We start from the raw sequence: 14,264 nt of genomic DNA on the forward strand, positions 1-14,264 counted from the left end.
AAACCGGCCCGAAGGCCGGTTTTTTCATACCGCATGCCGTGAGCGGCGCTTGCGCGCCGCGCGACATCAGAAGCGGTGGATCATGCCGACGCCGACAGCGATCTGGTTCTGCTTCGAACCTGCCGCCACGCCGTCGCCGATTTGCGTCGTCGCTGCCTGGATGGTGCCAGCCTTGCTCAGCGTATTGCCGGACGCGTGCTGGTAAGCCTCGAGTGCGTACAGGCCCGTGCGCTTCGACAGGCTGTAGTACTGCGACAGCGTGACCTGATGGTACTTGGCCGCGCTCGTGATGCCGTTCGACTGCGTCGCCGCCGTGTACGAGTAGCCCACTGCGAAGTCCCACTGAGCCGCTGCCTTCCAGTGCAGCACGGCGCCAGCCGTGTTGAAGATCGCACTGTTGTGGAACACCGAGCCGATGCCCGGCGTGTACTTGACGTTCGTGTACGACGCCGACACGTCCCACGCCGGCGTGAACTGGTAGCCGGCCGTCACGCCGATGCGCTGCTGCGACTGCGCCGTCTGGTAACCGTTGTTGATCGCGGACACCGCCGGCTGGCCGCCGCTCGTGACCGTCGAGTTGTCGCCCCACGCGCCGCCGCCGAGCGTCGAGTTGTTGACCTTCTGGTAGCCGACCGCGATGCCTGCCGGGCCATTCAGGTACTGGACCGCCGCGCTCCACGTCGAGCCGCGATTCACGCTGCCCGGCACGCCGCCGAACGAGTACGAACCGCCGACCGTGAAGCCGTAGAACTTCGGCGACATGTAGACGAGCGAGTTGTTCGCGCGGTAGCTGGTATCCAGCGAATCGATATCGCCCGGGTGCGCGCCGTATGCGCCCGTCAGCCACGTCGTCGGGCTATACGGCGACAGCAGCGTGTAGTACGCCGTGTACTGACGGCCGGCCGTCAGCGTACCGTACGCCTGGTTCGTCATACCGACCCATGCCTGGCGGGTGAAGATACCGCCCGTCCATTGCGATGCACCGGTCGCGGAGTTCACGCCCGCTTCCAACTGGAAGATCGCCTTCGTGCCGCCACCGAGATCTTCGCTGCCCTTCAGGCCGAAGCGGCTGCCTGCCCATACGCCGCTGGACATCGACACCTTCGAGTGACCGCCGGTCGTCGCGCCCGTCGACGGGGCTGCGTTGTTCTGGTATGCCAGACCGTTGTCGACGATACCGTACAGGGTCACGCTGCTCTGGGCGTGGGCGGCGGTAGCGGCTGCAAGGCCCACTGCCGTCATGGCGAAAGCGACGCGCTTTTTCATTGATTCTCCGTCCTCAAAGAATGATTTCTTTTCTGGTGTGGTTTTATGACTGACACATGTGCGAGTACATGCCGACGCGATTCTGACGGATTACCAATTGTTTCCCAATACGAGCAGTCGGTCATCGTATGATCGACGCAACGCGCGGGTTCACCAAACGGTTACATAACACCTCGAAATGCTTGTGCGGCGGGCCTTTCCGGCATTTCCCGGTGAAAACCCTAGCTTTACATTTTTACGGGTGCAACGCGGCCGTCCAATGTCGTCAGACGCCTTCGGCAAAAAATCATCTTACAAATGCGCGATCGAAGCTGACGCCGCGATTCACGCCGCCGCGCAGGATCGCTGACGTTCGTGACACCCACATTTCGAGACACGAAATCATGAAAACGTTTTAGTCGGCGTGCCGGAGACTGGACGGGAACGGCCCGGCGAACGCGGGCCGGAAGCGATGCCGGCGCCTGTCGCGCCGGCGCGCTTCAGTGCTGCGCTGCGGGGCGCGCGAGCCGCGCGGACACCGCATCGGCGAGCGCGGTCAGACGTGCGCGGATCGCCGTGTTCGAACCGGCCAGCGCAAGCGACGCCGCCATGATCCGGTAGATGCGCTTTCTCGGCACCTTGGCCGGCTTCGCCGGGTCGAGCCACGCAGCGTGGCCGGCCAGCAGTTCGAGCGTTTCGAGGCCGATCATGATCGGCCACAGGCACGCGAGCCGCAGCCGCACGAAGCGGCGCGGGATCGCGAGCGTATACAGGCAGGCGTCGCGATACTGGTCGAGTGCGACGCGCAGCAGGTCGACCAGCACGCCGCGCGCACGTTCCGATGCTTCCGGCTGCATCAGGTCGGCCACGACGAGCCCGTGTGCGCGCAGCACGTCGTCGGGCAGGTAGCAGCGACCGATGCGCAAGTCCTTCGCGCAGTCGCGCAGGATGTTGGTCATCTGCAGCGCCTTGCCGAAACGAATGCCCTTCTCGCGCATGTCCGGCAGATCCCAGCCGCGCGCGGCGCGCGTGTGCGCACCCGTCATGTCGGTCCAGAACTCGCCGACGCAGCCCGCGACGAGATACGTGTAGCGGTCGAGCACGTCGCGGGTCGGCAGCGACGCGACCTGCCCCGACTGCTCGTCCGGAAACGTGCGCAGGTCGAATTCCATCCCCGCGGTGAGCGTCGCGACGACCTTGCGGATCGACGCGCGATCGGCCTCCGGTTGCGCGCGCAGCAGCGCGAGCATCGGCTCCATCGAGCCGAGCAGCACGTGCTCGTGCGAATCGGTCTGCAACCGCGTCACGTCCTCGAGCGAACGCGACAGCGCCACGCCGTCGCCGAGCCGCTCGATGTCGTCGCGCAGGTCGGTCAGCAGCGCCGCGCGGCGGTCGGGCGCGACGAGCGCCGTGTCGGCGATCGTGTCGGCTGCGCGCGCGAGCAGATACGCGAGGCCGACCGGGTCGCGCATGCCGTCGGGCAGCACGCGCAGCGTCAGGTAGAAGGAGCGGGAAACGTTCTTCAGCAGCTCGCCGAGCAGATAGGCGGGATCGGTATGGGTCGTCATGGGTCGGAAAAAATCGGCCGGCGCGGGCCCGGACGCACACGGGCGCCGGGCGCCCGCGCCGGCCCGCGAGTCGCCGCATCGTCGCGCCAGGCGGGCGTCGGCCCCGCGGCGGCGATGCAAAATTCCCGCAAGTTTAGTGCATCCGGCGCGCGGGCAGCCCGAGGCGGCCGGAATGCGGGGCGGGCAAGCCCCGGATCAACCGCCTGGCGCGTGCCTCGCCGCCGAAAAACGAACGGAAAGGTCGAAGTAATACATATGTAATCATTCGGTGCGACGATCGCGCACCGTTCGATTCCGCGTAGCCCGGCGCCCTGCCCGGCCACCGGCGCGAGCGCCCTCTTTTCCGACTCCGTTTCGAAGGTTCATCGACATGCTCCTCAAGCGCCCGACCTCCCTGCGCTACGTCCCGTTCGCCTGCGCCGCCACGTTCCTGCTCGCCGCGTGCGGCGGCGACGACGACCTGACGCGCGATCCCACGCAGCCGATTTCCGCGAAGGTCCAGGTGGTCGGCCATCGCGGCGCGAGCGCGCTGCGCCCCGAACACACGCTGGCGTCGTACCGCAAGGCGATCGAGGACGGCGCGGACGTGATCGAGCCCGACCTCGTGTCGACCCGCGACGGTGTGCTGGTCGCGCGCCACGAGAACGAGATTTCGGGCACGACGAACGTCTCGACGCTGCCGCAGTTCGCGAGCCGCAAGGCGACCAAGACGATCGACGGCGCGCAGTTGACCGGCTGGTTCACCGAGGATTTCACGCTCGCCGAGCTGAAGACGCTGCGGGCGCGCGAGCGGATTCCGCAGGTGCGCCCCGCCAACACCGCGTACAACGACCAGTTCGAGATTCCGACGTTCGACGAGATCGTCGCGCTCGCGAAGCAGATGTCCGCGCAGACCGGCCGCACGATCCACCTGTATCCGGAAACCAAGCATCCGACCTACTTCCAGTCGATCGGCCTGCCGCTCGAGGACCGCCTCGTCGACGCGCTGCTGAAGGATGCGTACACGTCGCGCACGGCGACCGTCTACATCCAGTCGTTCGAAGTCGCGAACCTGAAGGCGATCCGCAACCGGATCAAGTCGAGCCAGCCGAACTGGAAGCTCGTGCAGCTGATGGACGAAGCGCAGCAGCGCCCGTACGACTTCGTGAAGGCGAACGACACGCGCACCTACGGCGACCTGTCGACGCGCGACGGCATGCGCGAGATCGCGACCTACGCGAACGGCGTCGGGCCGTACAAGACGTCGATCATCGCGGTCGCCGCGGACGGCACGCTGCAGCAGCCGACGCCGTACGTGCGCTATGCGCACGAGGCCGGCCTCGTCGTGCATCCGTACACGTTCCGTCCGGAGAACAACTTCCTGCCCGCGTCGCTGAAGGACGGCGGCACGCCGGCCACGCGCAACACGGCCGGCTCGGTGCGCGAGATCCAGGCGTACCTGCGCGCCGGCATCGACGGCTTCTTCACCGACGATCCGGCCGTCGGCCGCACGGCCGTCGATACGTTCACGCGCCGATCCGCATCGTGACCGGGCGCGGCGCGCGACGCGCCGCAGCCGGTCGCCTCGCGTCGGTCAGATCACGTTGAAGTGGTGCGTGCCGTCCCGCTTCAACTGGTCGACGAGTCCGTATTCCCAGTCGAGATACGCCTGCATCGCGGCAGCCGCGTTGTCGGTGCCTTCGTACGGGCGCCGGTAGCGGTCGACGCGCGGCGACGCGAGACGGGTCTCGCCGCTCTCCAGCGGCAGCCCGGCGTCGATCCACGCGGCCGTGCCGCCGGTCAGCACGCGGATGTCGGCCGACTCCGGCAGCAGCGCGCGCGCATCGTCCGCCGCGAACCGTGCCAGCAGGCTCGATCCGCACGTGAACACGTAGCGCTTCGCGGGCGGAATCGCCGCCAGCGCGTCGCGCAGCTGGGCGCGCACCGCGAACCACGCGCCCGGAATATGACGCTTCACGTAGTTCGCGCTGGCCGTCACGTCGACGATCGCGAGCTCGCCCGGCGCGGCCTCCTTCAGCCAGCCGGCGAGCGTCGCGGGCGACACGTCGGTCGCGGGCGGCGTTGCCGGCACGTCGCGCGGCGGCTGGCCGCGCTCGGCGAATGCCGCGGTGCCGGCCGGCTCGACGACGCACACGTCCCAGCCCATCTGCGCGAGCCACGACGCGGTCATGTCCGCGCGCACGCCGTCGTCGTCGGCCAGCACGATCCGCGCGCCGCGCACGGCCGCGTGATGGTCGGTCTCCTGCACGAGCTGGCCGCCCGGCGTGCTCAGGAAGCCCGGCAGATGGCCGGCTTCGTATTCCTCCGGCGTACGCACGTCGAAGCGATACAGCGTGCGGCCCGGTTCGTCGAGCGCGGCGACGTCGGCCAGCGCGATACGCGGCACGCCGGCGCGCTCGGCCACCGCGCGGGCGGCCCGACGCGCATCGGCGCGCTGCGCCGCGTCGATCTCGTCCGGAAAGCGGCGCGCCGCGCCGCGCTCGAGCGTCTGGCCGGCCAGCGTCCAGCCGATCGTGCCGTTGCGCAGCGCGGCGACCGGATTCGGCAGCCCCGCGTTGACGAGCGACTGCGTGCCGATGATGCTGCGCGTGCGGCCCGCGCAGTTGACGATCACCTGCGTGTGCGGATTCGGCGCGAGCGCCCGCACGCGCAGCACGAGTTCCGCGCCCGGCACGCTGGTCGACGTCGGGATGTTCATCGTCTGGTATTCGTCGAAGCGCCGCGCATCGACGATCACCACATCGGCTTTCGCGTCGATCAGCGCCTGCACCTCCTGCGCGGACAGCGACGGCGTATGGCGCTCGGCCTCGACCCATTCGCCGAACGACTTGCTCGGCACGTTCACGTCGATGAACAGTTCGCCGCCCGCCGCGACCCAGCCCGCGAGGCCGCCGTCGAGCAGCCGCACGTCGGTGTAGCCGAGCCGCGCGAGCGTGGCGGCCGCGCGCGGTGCGAGATCCTCGCCGCCCGCTTCGCCGAACACGACGATCGGCGTGTCGCGGCGCGGAATCCGGGTCCACGCGTCGAGTTCGAGCTTCGACAACGGAAAGTTGGCGGCCCACAACGGATGGCCCTGCGCGTACGGATCTTCCTCGCGTACGTCGATCAGCGCGATCTCGTCACGGGCCAGCAGGCGCGCGCGTACGTCCTGGTACGACGCGACGGGAAAGCGGGAAATGGAATCGGCGGATTGCGTCACGATGTCTCTATGTTGAATACGTTGAAGTCGGTGAATGAAGCGGAACGGCTCGATCTTCGCCCTGCCGGCGCGCACCCGCAACGGGCCACGCCAGCGGGCTGTACGTCAGGCATTCGAATAGCCCGACACGAACGGCTTCACGGTCCCGTCGTCCAGGTACACCGCGCGCTCGACCTTGCCGATGTTCGCGCCGTACACGTGGATGCTGATCGATACCTGGTCGGCGAACGCGTTGGTCACGCGATGCACGTCGCCGATGCGCGGCGACACGGCCTCGACCTCGCCCGGCTGCAGCCGCACGGCGTCGCCCGCGGGCACCGGCTTGCCGGCCGCATCGAACCGGTACGGCTGCGAGAACTCGCCGCCACGCAGCATCCCGATCAGCCCCCACACCGTGTGGTCGTGGATCGGCGTCGCCTGGCCGGGCCCCCACACGAAGCTGACGACCGAGAAGCGCTCGTCCGGATCGAGATGCAGCAGGTACTGCCGGTAGCGCTCGGGATCGGGCTGCGCGAACGCGTCGGGCAACCAGTCGTCGTGTTCGACGAGCGCGGCGAGCAGCGCGCCGCCCTCGTCGAGAATGCGCGCCTCGTTCGCGCCGGACGCGAGCAGCGCATCCAGACCCTCGACGAACGGACGCAGCGGCGTCTGTTGCAACGAAAGCGTACTCATCGGCTGTCTCCTCGAATATGATGCCGAATATGATGGATCGTCATGATGCACCCGAAAGACCATGCAGAACAAACATGAAAATTAGCGATATCGACGCTTTTGCAGCGGTCGTCCGCTGCCAGACCCTGAGCCAGGCCGCAGCCGAGCTCGGGATGACGCAGCCCGCGATCACGCGGCGCGTCCAGAATCTCGAGGAAGCGCTCGGCGTGACGCTGCTCGACCGCAACACGAAACCGCCACGCCCGACCGACATCGGCCGGCAGGTATTCGACCAGTGTCGCGCGATCCTGCGCGAGGTCGATGCGCTGCGCGAACTGACGGCCGGCGGGCAACCGCCCGCTGGCGAATTCCGCATCGGGCTCACGCAAGGGCTCGGCGAGCTGATGCTGCCGGCGCTCATCGCGGATCTCGGCGCGCAGTGGCCCGCGCTCGCGACGCAGGTCACGACCGCATGGGGCGGCCAGCTCGTCGAACGCATCGCCCGCCGCGAACTCGAGGCGGCGCTGGTCTTCCTCGCGCGCGAGATGGTGCTGCCGGCGCAGGTCGAAGGCGTTCGGTTGCTGGCCACACGGCTCGTCGCGGTCGGCCGCAAGGGCGACTGGCCGCGCCGCAGCTACCGGCTCGCCGATTGCCACGCGCGCGGCTGGGTGCTCAATCCGGACGGCTGCGGCTTTCGTGCGGGCCTGCGGCGCGCGCTCGACGCGCAGGGCCTGCCGATGCCGGTCACGCTCGATGCGTACGGCCGCGACCTGCAACTGCAGAGCGTCGCGAACGGCTTCGGCCTCGGGCTGATGCCGTTGCCGCTCGTCGAAGGCAGCCCGCTGCGCGATGCGCTCGACATCGTGCCGCTCGCCGATTTCAAGCCGCAGATCGACCTGTGGCTGCTGCGCCGGCACGATGCGGCCCGCTTCGACGCGCCGCTCGCGGTCGTCGCCGCGCATGCGCGGACCGCGTTCGCGGTCGCCGAGCAGACGCACGACCAGGCCGCGTGACCACACCGGGCGGCGTCGGCAACGCGCCGCCCCAATGACCTGCGGGGCCACCCGACCCCGTTCACGCATCGCGTCGGTCGCGTTCGATCCCGTCGCGTGACGTTCCGCCCGCCGCCGCGTTCGTTGCTCCGGGCGTCGCCGCATCGAGCGCCGCCCGCCCCGCCGCCACCGCGATCGCATCGTCCTGCGGCGTATGCACGCGGCTGCACAGCACGTCGCGATAGTGGCGCTCCAGCGGATTGGTGCGGCTCAACCCGTGATTGCCCGACAGCTTCAGCGCCTGCTCGACCGTGCGGATCGCCTGCTCGGTCACGGTCCGCTTGACGAGGCCGCTGGTCGTCACCGACGGCGCATTGCCGGCGTCGGTGCGCGCGATGTGATCGTCGAGCAGCACGCGATTCGCGTGCAGCCAGCCCTCGATTTCGCCGACCGCTTCCTGCACGCGCGGCAGCGTCGCGAGCGGTGCGCCGAGCCCGCTCGGCGCACGCGTCGTCGCGAACTCGACCAGCCAGTCGCGCGATGCGCGCGCCACCGCGTCGTACAGGCTGCCGAGCAACGCGACCATCCACGCCTGCTGATCGGCCTGCGCGTCGGCATCCGCGTGCGTGGCAGCCGACACGACCCATGCGTCCGGCGCACGCACGTCGACCGCATGATCGGCCGGCAGCGGCACGTCGTCGAACACGACTTCATGGCTGCCCGACGCGCGCAGGCCGAGGTGATTCCAGCTTTCGATCACGCGGATGCGATCGCCGTCGGTGTCAGGGTCGCGCGGCACGAGAAACACGCCGACGCGCGGCGTCGGCTCGTCGGTGCGCGCCCACACGGCCAGCCAGCGCAGCGCCGGAATGCCGGTGCTGTACAGCTTGTGACCCGAGAGCCGCCAGCCGTCGCCATCGCGGCGCGCGATGGTCGCCGGCAGCCCGCCGCGCGACGGCGAACCGAGCGCCGGCTCCACGCGCAGCGCATTGATCAGCGCACCGTGCGCGACCGCGCTGTCGAACACCGCGCGCCGCACCTGCGCCGGCCAGCGGTTGTCGGCGCGGCCGAGCGCGCGATGCTGCAGGTACGTCATCGTCAGCACCAGCGCGGTGGCGGGATCGGCCCGCGCGACGGCAGCGACGATCCGGCTCGCCTGCGCCAGCGTCGCCCCGGCGCCGCCGTGCTCGCGCGGCACGACCTGCGCGATCAGCCCGGCACGATGCAGCCGCGCGAGGTTCTCGTGCGGAAACCGGCCGTCGACGTCGTTGCGGGCCGCATCGGCGGCGAGTTCGGGGGCGAGGTGTTCGAGCCGCGCGGCGAGGCGCGCGTCGTTCGTCCCGTCGGCGTCTGCGTCCGCAACGTCGGCGGTGCCGGCGGCATCGGCAGGCAGAAGGCGCAGCGCAGGTTGCGGCGGCGGCGAGGAAGCGGCAAGGCTGGCGGACATCGAAACGGATTCCCTGGGTAGTTCGGACACGGCGACGAGAACGGCGCCAACGCGCGCCCGATCATTCGCGAGCCCATAGCGTATGCGCAACGCATGCGGCCCCAAACCATGCAAATCTGATATTCAAATCGGGATTGATTATTTCCATTCCGCATGATCCCGGCGTTAACCTGCGCTCCATTCCTGCCCGGCCGTGCGCCGGGACGTCCCTGCACCGGAGACCCAGATGAGCGTCGAATTCATCGGCATGATCCAGAGCCAGAAGCAGTCGGAAATCCACCCGGCGTCCGGCCCCGTGGTCGATCCCGACTATGTGCGCGACTTTGCCCGCGCCCACGAAACAGCCGGCTTCGACCGGATCCTCGTGCCGCATCACTCGACCGGCCCGTCGGCGACGCTGACGATCGCGTTCGCGGCGGCCGCGACCGAACGCATCCACTTCATGCTCGCGCATCGCCCGGGCTTCACCGCGCCGACGCTCGCCGCGCGGCAGATCGCGACGCTCGACCAGTTCAGCCGCGGCCGACTCGCCGTGCACTTCATCTCCGGCGGCTCGGACAGCGAACAGCAGCGCGACGGCGATTTCCTCGATCACGACGCACGCTACGCGCGCACCGACGAATACCTGGGCATCCTGCGGCGGATCTGGACGGAAACGCAGCCGTTCGATCACGACGGCGCGCACTACCGGTTCAAGCAGGGCTTTTCGGAAGTGAAGCCGTTCCAGCAGCCGCATGTGCCGATCTACTTCGGCGGCGCGTCGGAAGCCGCGCTCGCGGTGGCCGGCAAGCACGCGGACGTCTATGCGCTGTGGGGCGAATCGCTCGACCAGGTGCGCGACCTGACGACCCGCGTGCGCGCCGAAGCCGCGAAGCACGGCCGCCAGGTGCGCTTCTCCGTGTCGTTCCGCCCGATCCTCGCGGCGACCGAGGACGAAGCGTGGGCGCGCGCGCACCGCATCCTCGACGAAACGCGCCGGCTGCGCGAAGCGGCGGGCCTCGGCGCCGGCGGCCCGCAGCAGAGCGAAGGCGCGCGCCGCCTGCTCGCCGCGGCCGAGCGCGGCTCGCGCGTCGACAAGCGGCTGTGGACCGAGATCGCGAAGCTCACCGGCGCGCGCTCGAATTCGACGGCGCTCGTCGGCACGCCCGAACAGGTCGCCGACGCGCTGCTCGACTACTACGACCTCGGCGTGACGACCTTCCTGATCCGCGGTTTCGACCCGTTGGAAGACGCGATCGACTACGGCCGCGAACTGATTCCGCGCGTGCGCAACGCCGTCGCCGAACGCGACGCGGCACGCCGCGCCGCCTGAGCCCAACGGAGCCCTACGCGATCATGTCCGCCGTCCTTTCGCCCCCCAACCGTACCGCATCGGGCCTCGTGCTCGCCGACACCCCGCGCCAGCACTTCTGGTTCGATCCGCCCGCGCCGCGCATCGACGTGGCCGCCGAGCGCCGCCACCGGCAGGAGCGGCTCGCAGCCGCGTTCCGGCTGTTCGCGCGCTTCGGCTTCGCGTCGGGCCTCGCCGGCCACATCACCGCGCGCGATCCGGAGCTGCCCGACCATTTCTGGGTGAACCCGCTCGGCGTGCATTTCTCGCAGATCAAGGTGTCCGACCTGCTGCTCGTCAACGCACGCGGCGAAACCGCGATCGGCCAGCGGCCGCTGAACAAGGCCGCGTTCGCGATCCATGCGGCGATCCACGAAGCCCATCCGCACGTGGTCGCCGCCGCGCACACGCATTCGACCTACGGCAAGGCCTGGTCGACGCTCGGTCGCCCGCTCGATCCGCTCACGCAGGACGCGTGCGTGTTCTACGAGGATCACGCGCTGTTCGACGATTTCACGGGGATGGTCGTCGACACCAGCGAAGGCGCGCGGATCGCCGAGGCGCTCGCGAAGCCGGACGGCACCACGCACAAGGGCGTGATCCTGAAGAACCACGGCATCCTGACGGCCGGCCCGACGGTCGAGGCCGCCGCGTGGTGGTACATCGCGCTCGACAACGCCGCGCACACGCAGTTGCTGGCCGAAGCGGCCGGCACGCCGCAGCCGATCGATCACGCGACCGCGCGCCATACGCACGGCCAGATCGGCGGCCCCGACGGTGCGCTGCATGCGTTCGACAGCCTGTTCGCGCGCGTCGTCGCCGACGAACCCGACCTGCTCGACTGAGCCGCCCTTGCGCTACCCCGGAGACCACACAATGACCCACACCACCGCACCCGCGCCCGCCGACGCACACGACGACCAACGCCGCCGGCTGCTGCGCGCGGCCGGCGCCGCCGCGCTCGCCGTACCGGCGATCACGCTCGGCCGCAAGGCCTGGTCCGCGCCGCCGCTGAAGAAGCTGACGTTCGCGTGGAACCAGAACGCGTTCTGCCTGACGCCGATCGTCGTCGCGCAGGAGCGCGGCTTCTTCGAGAAGAACGGGCTGAAGGTCGAGCTGATCAACTACAGCGGCTCGACCGACCAGCTGCTCGAGTCGATCGCGACCGGCAAGGCCGACGCGGCGGTCGGGATGATCCACCGCTGGCTCAAGCCGCTCGAGGCCGGCTTCGACGTGAAGATCATCGGCAGCTCGCACGGCGGCTGCGTGCGCCTGCTCGGCGCGAAGGCGGCCGGCGTCACGACGCTGCAGGCGCTGAAGGGCAAGACGGTCGGCGTCAGCGATCTGGCCGCGCCCGGCAAGCACTTCTTCTCGATCCTGCTCGCGAAGAACGGCATCGATCCGGAGCGCGACATCACGTGGCGACAGTATCCGGCCGACCTGCTCGGCGTCGCGGTCGACAAGGGCGAGATCCACGCGATCGCCGACGGCGACCCGAACCTCTATCTGCTCGAAAAACGCAGCAACGGCGCGTATACCGAACTCGCGACCAACCTGTCCGGCGAATACGCGCGCAAGGTGTGCTGCGTGATCGGCGCGCGCGGCGACCTCGTGCGCAACGACCGGCCGTCGGCCGCCGCGCTCGCGCGCTCGATCGTGCAGGCCACCGAGTACACGCACGACAACCCGAACGAAGCCGCGAAGGTGTTCGCGAAGTATTCGCCGAAGATCAGCCCCGAGGATCTGCGCAAGCTGTACGCAACGCTCACCTACACGCATCACCCGACCAACGTCGACCTGCAGCAGGAAATCGCGTTCTATGCGGACGATTTCCGCCGCATCAGCGTACTGAAGAAGAGCACGGACCCGCAGCGCTTCGCGCAGCAGGTCTATGCGAACGTACTGGGGTAATGCGATGTCGACGATCGAACACGCTTCCGCCGCACGCACCGCATCGGCTCCGGCCGGCGCCGCCGCCAACGCTACAGCTTCCGCTCGCCCGGCCTGCACGACGTGCGAGGCCACGCTGGCCGCGCAAGCGCGGCGCGAGCGTACCTGGCCGACCGGGATCGCCGCCGCAGTCGCGTGGGCCGCGCTCGGCGCGCTCACGCAACTGTGGCCGAACCGGATCGTCGGCTTCAGCGACTGGGCGTACACCGACACGTTCGGCACGGCCGCGTGGACGATCGCCGCGCTGCTGCTCGTCGCCGCGACGCTCGGCCATCTCGTTGCGGCGACCCGCACGCGGCTCGCACGCGTGCGTCCGGCCGGCCCGTGGCTCGTCGCGCTGCCGCTCGTGCTCGCCGCGTGGGAAATCGTCACCGCGAAAACCGGCTGGCTGCCGACGCCGTTCTTCGCGCCGCCGCAGGCGCTGATCGAAGTCTACGTCGACGACTGGCCGCGCCTCGCCGGCAGCGCCGCCAACACGCTGAAGCTGCTCGCGCTCGGCTTCGCGTACGGCGTCACGGTCGGCTTCGCAGTGGGCGTGTCGATCGGCTGGTCGCGCCGGATCGGCTACTGGGTGCATCCGGTGCTGCGCGTGCTCGGGCCGGTGCCGGCCACCGCGCTGCTGCCGCTCACGTTCTACTTCTTCCCGTCGAGCTATTCGGCCGCCGCGTTCCTGATCGCGCTCGCCACCGGGTTCCCGGTCGCGGTGCTCACGTGGTCGGGCGTCGCGAGCGTGAACAAGCAGTACTACGACGTCGCGCGCACGCTCGGCGCGAACGCACGCTTCCTCGTGCTGCGCGTCGCGATTCCGGCCGCACTCCCGCACGTGTTCGTCGGCATTTTCATGGGGCTCAGCGCGTCGTTCACGGTGCTGGTCGTCGCCGAGATGATGGGCGTCAAGTCGGGGCTCGGCTGGTATTTGAGCTGGGCGCAAGGCTGGGCGTCGTACGTGAACATGTATGCGGCGCTGATCGTGATGGCGCTGCTGTTTTCCGGGCTGATCGCGCTGCTGTTCGCGCTGCGCGACCGTGTGCTCGCGTGGCAGAAAGGAACCGTCAAATGGTAAGCGCCGCCGTACTCGAACCGTCCGCGGCCACTGCCGCGGCGCCCGCCGTCACGCCGCCGCGCGGCGCGCGCATCGACATCCGCCGCGTGAGCCACGCGTTCGACGGCCCCGGCGGCGCGCTGCCGGTGCTCGACGACGTGTCGCTGTCGGTCGCGGCCGGCGAATTCGTCGCGCTGCTCGGCCCGAGCGGCTGCGGGAAATCGACGCTGCTGCGCCTCGTCGCGGGGCTCGACGCCGCGCGGCAAGGCACCATCGCGCAGGACGGCGTGCCGATCGAGCGCCCCGATCCGTCGCGCATCGTCGTGTTCCAGGACCCGACGCTGTACCCGTGGCGGCGCGTGCGCGCGAACGTCGCGCTCGGCCTCGAAGCGCGCGGGGTGGCGCGCACCGCGCAGCATCGCGTCGACGATGCGCTCGCGCGCGTCGGGCTGCAGGAGTTCGCGAACGTGTTTCCGCATCAGTTGTCCGGCGGGATGGCGCAGCGCGTCGCACTCGCCCGCGCGCTCGTCAACGATCCGCGCCTGCTGATCCTCGACGAGCCGCTCGGCAAGCTCGATTCGCTGACGCGGCTCACGATGCAGGCCGAGCTGACCGCGCTGTGGCAACGCGACGGTTTCTCCGCGCTGCTCGTCACGCACGACGTGGAAGAAGCGCTGTTCCTCGCGCAGCGCGTGATCGTGTTCGGGCCGCGGCCGGCCCGGATCGTCGCCGAACTGCGCGTCGACCTGCCCTACCCGCGCCATCGCGGCGACCCGCGCCTCGCCGCCTTGCGCCACGACGCGCTGCGGTATCTCGGGCTCGATGCGAGCTGGTAGATGC

At 69.5% G+C, this 14,264-nt stretch carries 12 protein-coding genes; 7 read left to right on the forward strand and 5 right to left on the reverse strand.

Features of this window, described 5'->3' with window-relative positions; translation table 11 throughout:
• Positions 1–66 precede the first annotated feature (66 nt).
• Positions 67–1,266, reverse strand: a complete 1,200-nt coding sequence (locus tag H0X91_RS13620; RefSeq protein WP_006494947.1) for a porin — start codon at positions 1,264–1,266, stop codon at positions 67–69.
• Positions 1,267–1,745: 479 nt separating this feature from the next.
• Positions 1,746–2,813: a squalene/phytoene synthase family protein gene (locus H0X91_RS13625; protein ID WP_058903069.1), complete on the reverse strand. Its 1,068-nt coding sequence runs from the start codon at positions 2,811–2,813 to the stop codon at positions 1,746–1,748.
• Between the two features lie 370 nt (positions 2,814–3,183).
• On the opposite strand from H0X91_RS13625, the gene H0X91_RS13630 reads away from it, so the two are divergent.
• Entirely contained in the window at positions 3,184–4,341 is a 1,158-nt protein-coding gene (locus H0X91_RS13630) for a glycerophosphodiester phosphodiesterase (protein WP_058903068.1), read from the forward strand.
• A 45-nt stretch (positions 4,342–4,386) separates the two neighbouring features.
• Here H0X91_RS13630 and H0X91_RS13635 read toward each other — a convergent pair whose 3' ends face one another.
• Both H0X91_RS13635 and H0X91_RS13640 read right to left on the reverse strand, forming a co-directional pair.
• Positions 4,387–6,012 carry a rhodanese-related sulfurtransferase gene (locus H0X91_RS13635; protein ID WP_058903067.1) on the reverse strand — a complete coding sequence of 542 codons (1,626 nt, stop codon included), beginning with the start codon at positions 6,010–6,012 and terminating at the stop codon, positions 4,387–4,389.
• Between the two features lie 105 nt (positions 6,013–6,117).
• Positions 6,118–6,684, reverse strand: a complete 567-nt coding sequence (locus tag H0X91_RS13640) for a cysteine dioxygenase (RefSeq protein ID WP_006482085.1) — start codon at positions 6,682–6,684, stop codon at positions 6,118–6,120.
• A 17-nt stretch (positions 6,685–6,701) separates the two neighbouring features.
• Here H0X91_RS13640 and H0X91_RS13645 point away from each other — a divergent pair, with 17 nt between their 5' ends.
• The gene (locus H0X91_RS13645; protein WP_171984061.1) at positions 6,702–7,676 is read left to right on the forward strand and encodes a LysR family transcriptional regulator; all 975 of its coding nucleotides are present in this window, start codon (positions 6,702–6,704) and stop codon (positions 7,674–7,676) included.
• Between the two features lie 61 nt (positions 7,677–7,737).
• Here the strand turns inward: H0X91_RS13645 and H0X91_RS13650 are convergent, their stop codons facing one another.
• On the reverse strand, positions 7,738–9,102 hold the full coding sequence (locus tag H0X91_RS13650) for an acyl-CoA dehydrogenase family protein (RefSeq protein ID WP_058903065.1): 1,365 nt from the start codon (positions 9,100–9,102) through the stop codon (positions 7,738–7,740).
• A 226-nt stretch (positions 9,103–9,328) separates the two neighbouring features.
• On the opposite strand from H0X91_RS13650, the gene H0X91_RS13655 reads away from it, so the two are divergent.
• Genes H0X91_RS13655 through H0X91_RS13675 form a run of 5 tightly spaced genes read left to right on the forward strand, consistent with a single transcriptional unit; the run spans position 9,329 to position 14,260 of the window.
• Positions 9,329–10,414, forward strand: coding sequence for an LLM class flavin-dependent oxidoreductase (locus H0X91_RS13655; protein WP_006494954.1), 1,086 nt, complete (start codon positions 9,329–9,331; stop codon positions 10,412–10,414).
• 23 nt (positions 10,415–10,437) lie between these two features.
• Positions 10,438–11,277: a class II aldolase/adducin family protein gene (locus H0X91_RS13660; RefSeq protein ID WP_006482666.1), complete on the forward strand. Its 840-nt coding sequence runs from the start codon at positions 10,438–10,440 to the stop codon at positions 11,275–11,277.
• A gap of 31 nt (positions 11,278–11,308) precedes the next feature.
• Positions 11,309–12,343 (forward strand): ABC transporter substrate-binding protein, encoded by a 1,035-nt coding sequence (locus tag H0X91_RS13665; RefSeq protein WP_006494956.1) that lies wholly within the window; start codon positions 11,309–11,311, stop codon positions 12,341–12,343.
• A 4-nt stretch (positions 12,344–12,347) separates the two neighbouring features.
• A complete protein-coding gene (locus tag H0X91_RS13670) occupies positions 12,348–13,445 on the forward strand; it encodes an ABC transporter permease (RefSeq protein ID WP_058903064.1) in 1,098 nt (365 codons plus the stop codon).
• Positions 13,439–14,260 carry an ABC transporter ATP-binding protein gene (locus H0X91_RS13675; protein ID WP_058903063.1) on the forward strand — a complete coding sequence of 274 codons (822 nt, stop codon included), beginning with the start codon at positions 13,439–13,441 and terminating at the stop codon, positions 14,258–14,260. The genes H0X91_RS13670 and H0X91_RS13675 overlap by 7 nt, the downstream gene beginning before the upstream one ends.
• Positions 14,261–14,264 lie beyond the last annotated feature (4 nt).

It is taken from the genome of Burkholderia sp. 9777_1386 (genome assembly GCF_015712265.1).
GTDB classification, from domain to species: Bacteria; Pseudomonadota; Gammaproteobacteria; order Burkholderiales; family Burkholderiaceae; genus Burkholderia; species Burkholderia cenocepacia.

Coding starts and splice junctions, on each gene's coding strand:
- H0X91_RS13620 (WP_006494947.1), bottom strand. CDS start 1,266: ATGAAAAAGCGCGTCGCTTTCGCCATGACGGCAGTGGGCCTTGCAGCC.
- H0X91_RS13625 (WP_058903069.1), bottom strand. CDS start 2,813: ATGACGACCCATACCGATCCCGCCTATCTGCTCGGCGAGCTGCTGAAG.
- H0X91_RS13630 (WP_058903068.1), top strand. CDS start 3,184: ATGCTCCTCAAGCGCCCGACCTCCCTGCGCTACGTCCCGTTCGCCTGC.
- H0X91_RS13640 (WP_006482085.1), bottom strand. CDS start 6,684: ATGAGTACGCTTTCGTTGCAACAGACGCCGCTGCGTCCGTTCGTCGAG.
- H0X91_RS13645 (WP_171984061.1), top strand. CDS start 6,702: ATGATGCCGAATATGATGGATCGTCATGATGCACCCGAAAGACCATGC.
- H0X91_RS13650 (WP_058903065.1), bottom strand. CDS start 9,102: ATGTCCGCCAGCCTTGCCGCTTCCTCGCCGCCGCCGCAACCTGCGCTG.
- H0X91_RS13655 (WP_006494954.1), top strand. CDS start 9,329: ATGAGCGTCGAATTCATCGGCATGATCCAGAGCCAGAAGCAGTCGGAA.
- H0X91_RS13660 (WP_006482666.1), top strand. CDS start 10,438: ATGTCCGCCGTCCTTTCGCCCCCCAACCGTACCGCATCGGGCCTCGTG.
- H0X91_RS13665 (WP_006494956.1), top strand. CDS start 11,309: ATGACCCACACCACCGCACCCGCGCCCGCCGACGCACACGACGACCAA.
- H0X91_RS13670 (WP_058903064.1), top strand. CDS start 12,348: ATGTCGACGATCGAACACGCTTCCGCCGCACGCACCGCATCGGCTCCG.
- H0X91_RS13675 (WP_058903063.1), top strand. CDS start 13,439: ATGGTAAGCGCCGCCGTACTCGAACCGTCCGCGGCCACTGCCGCGGCG.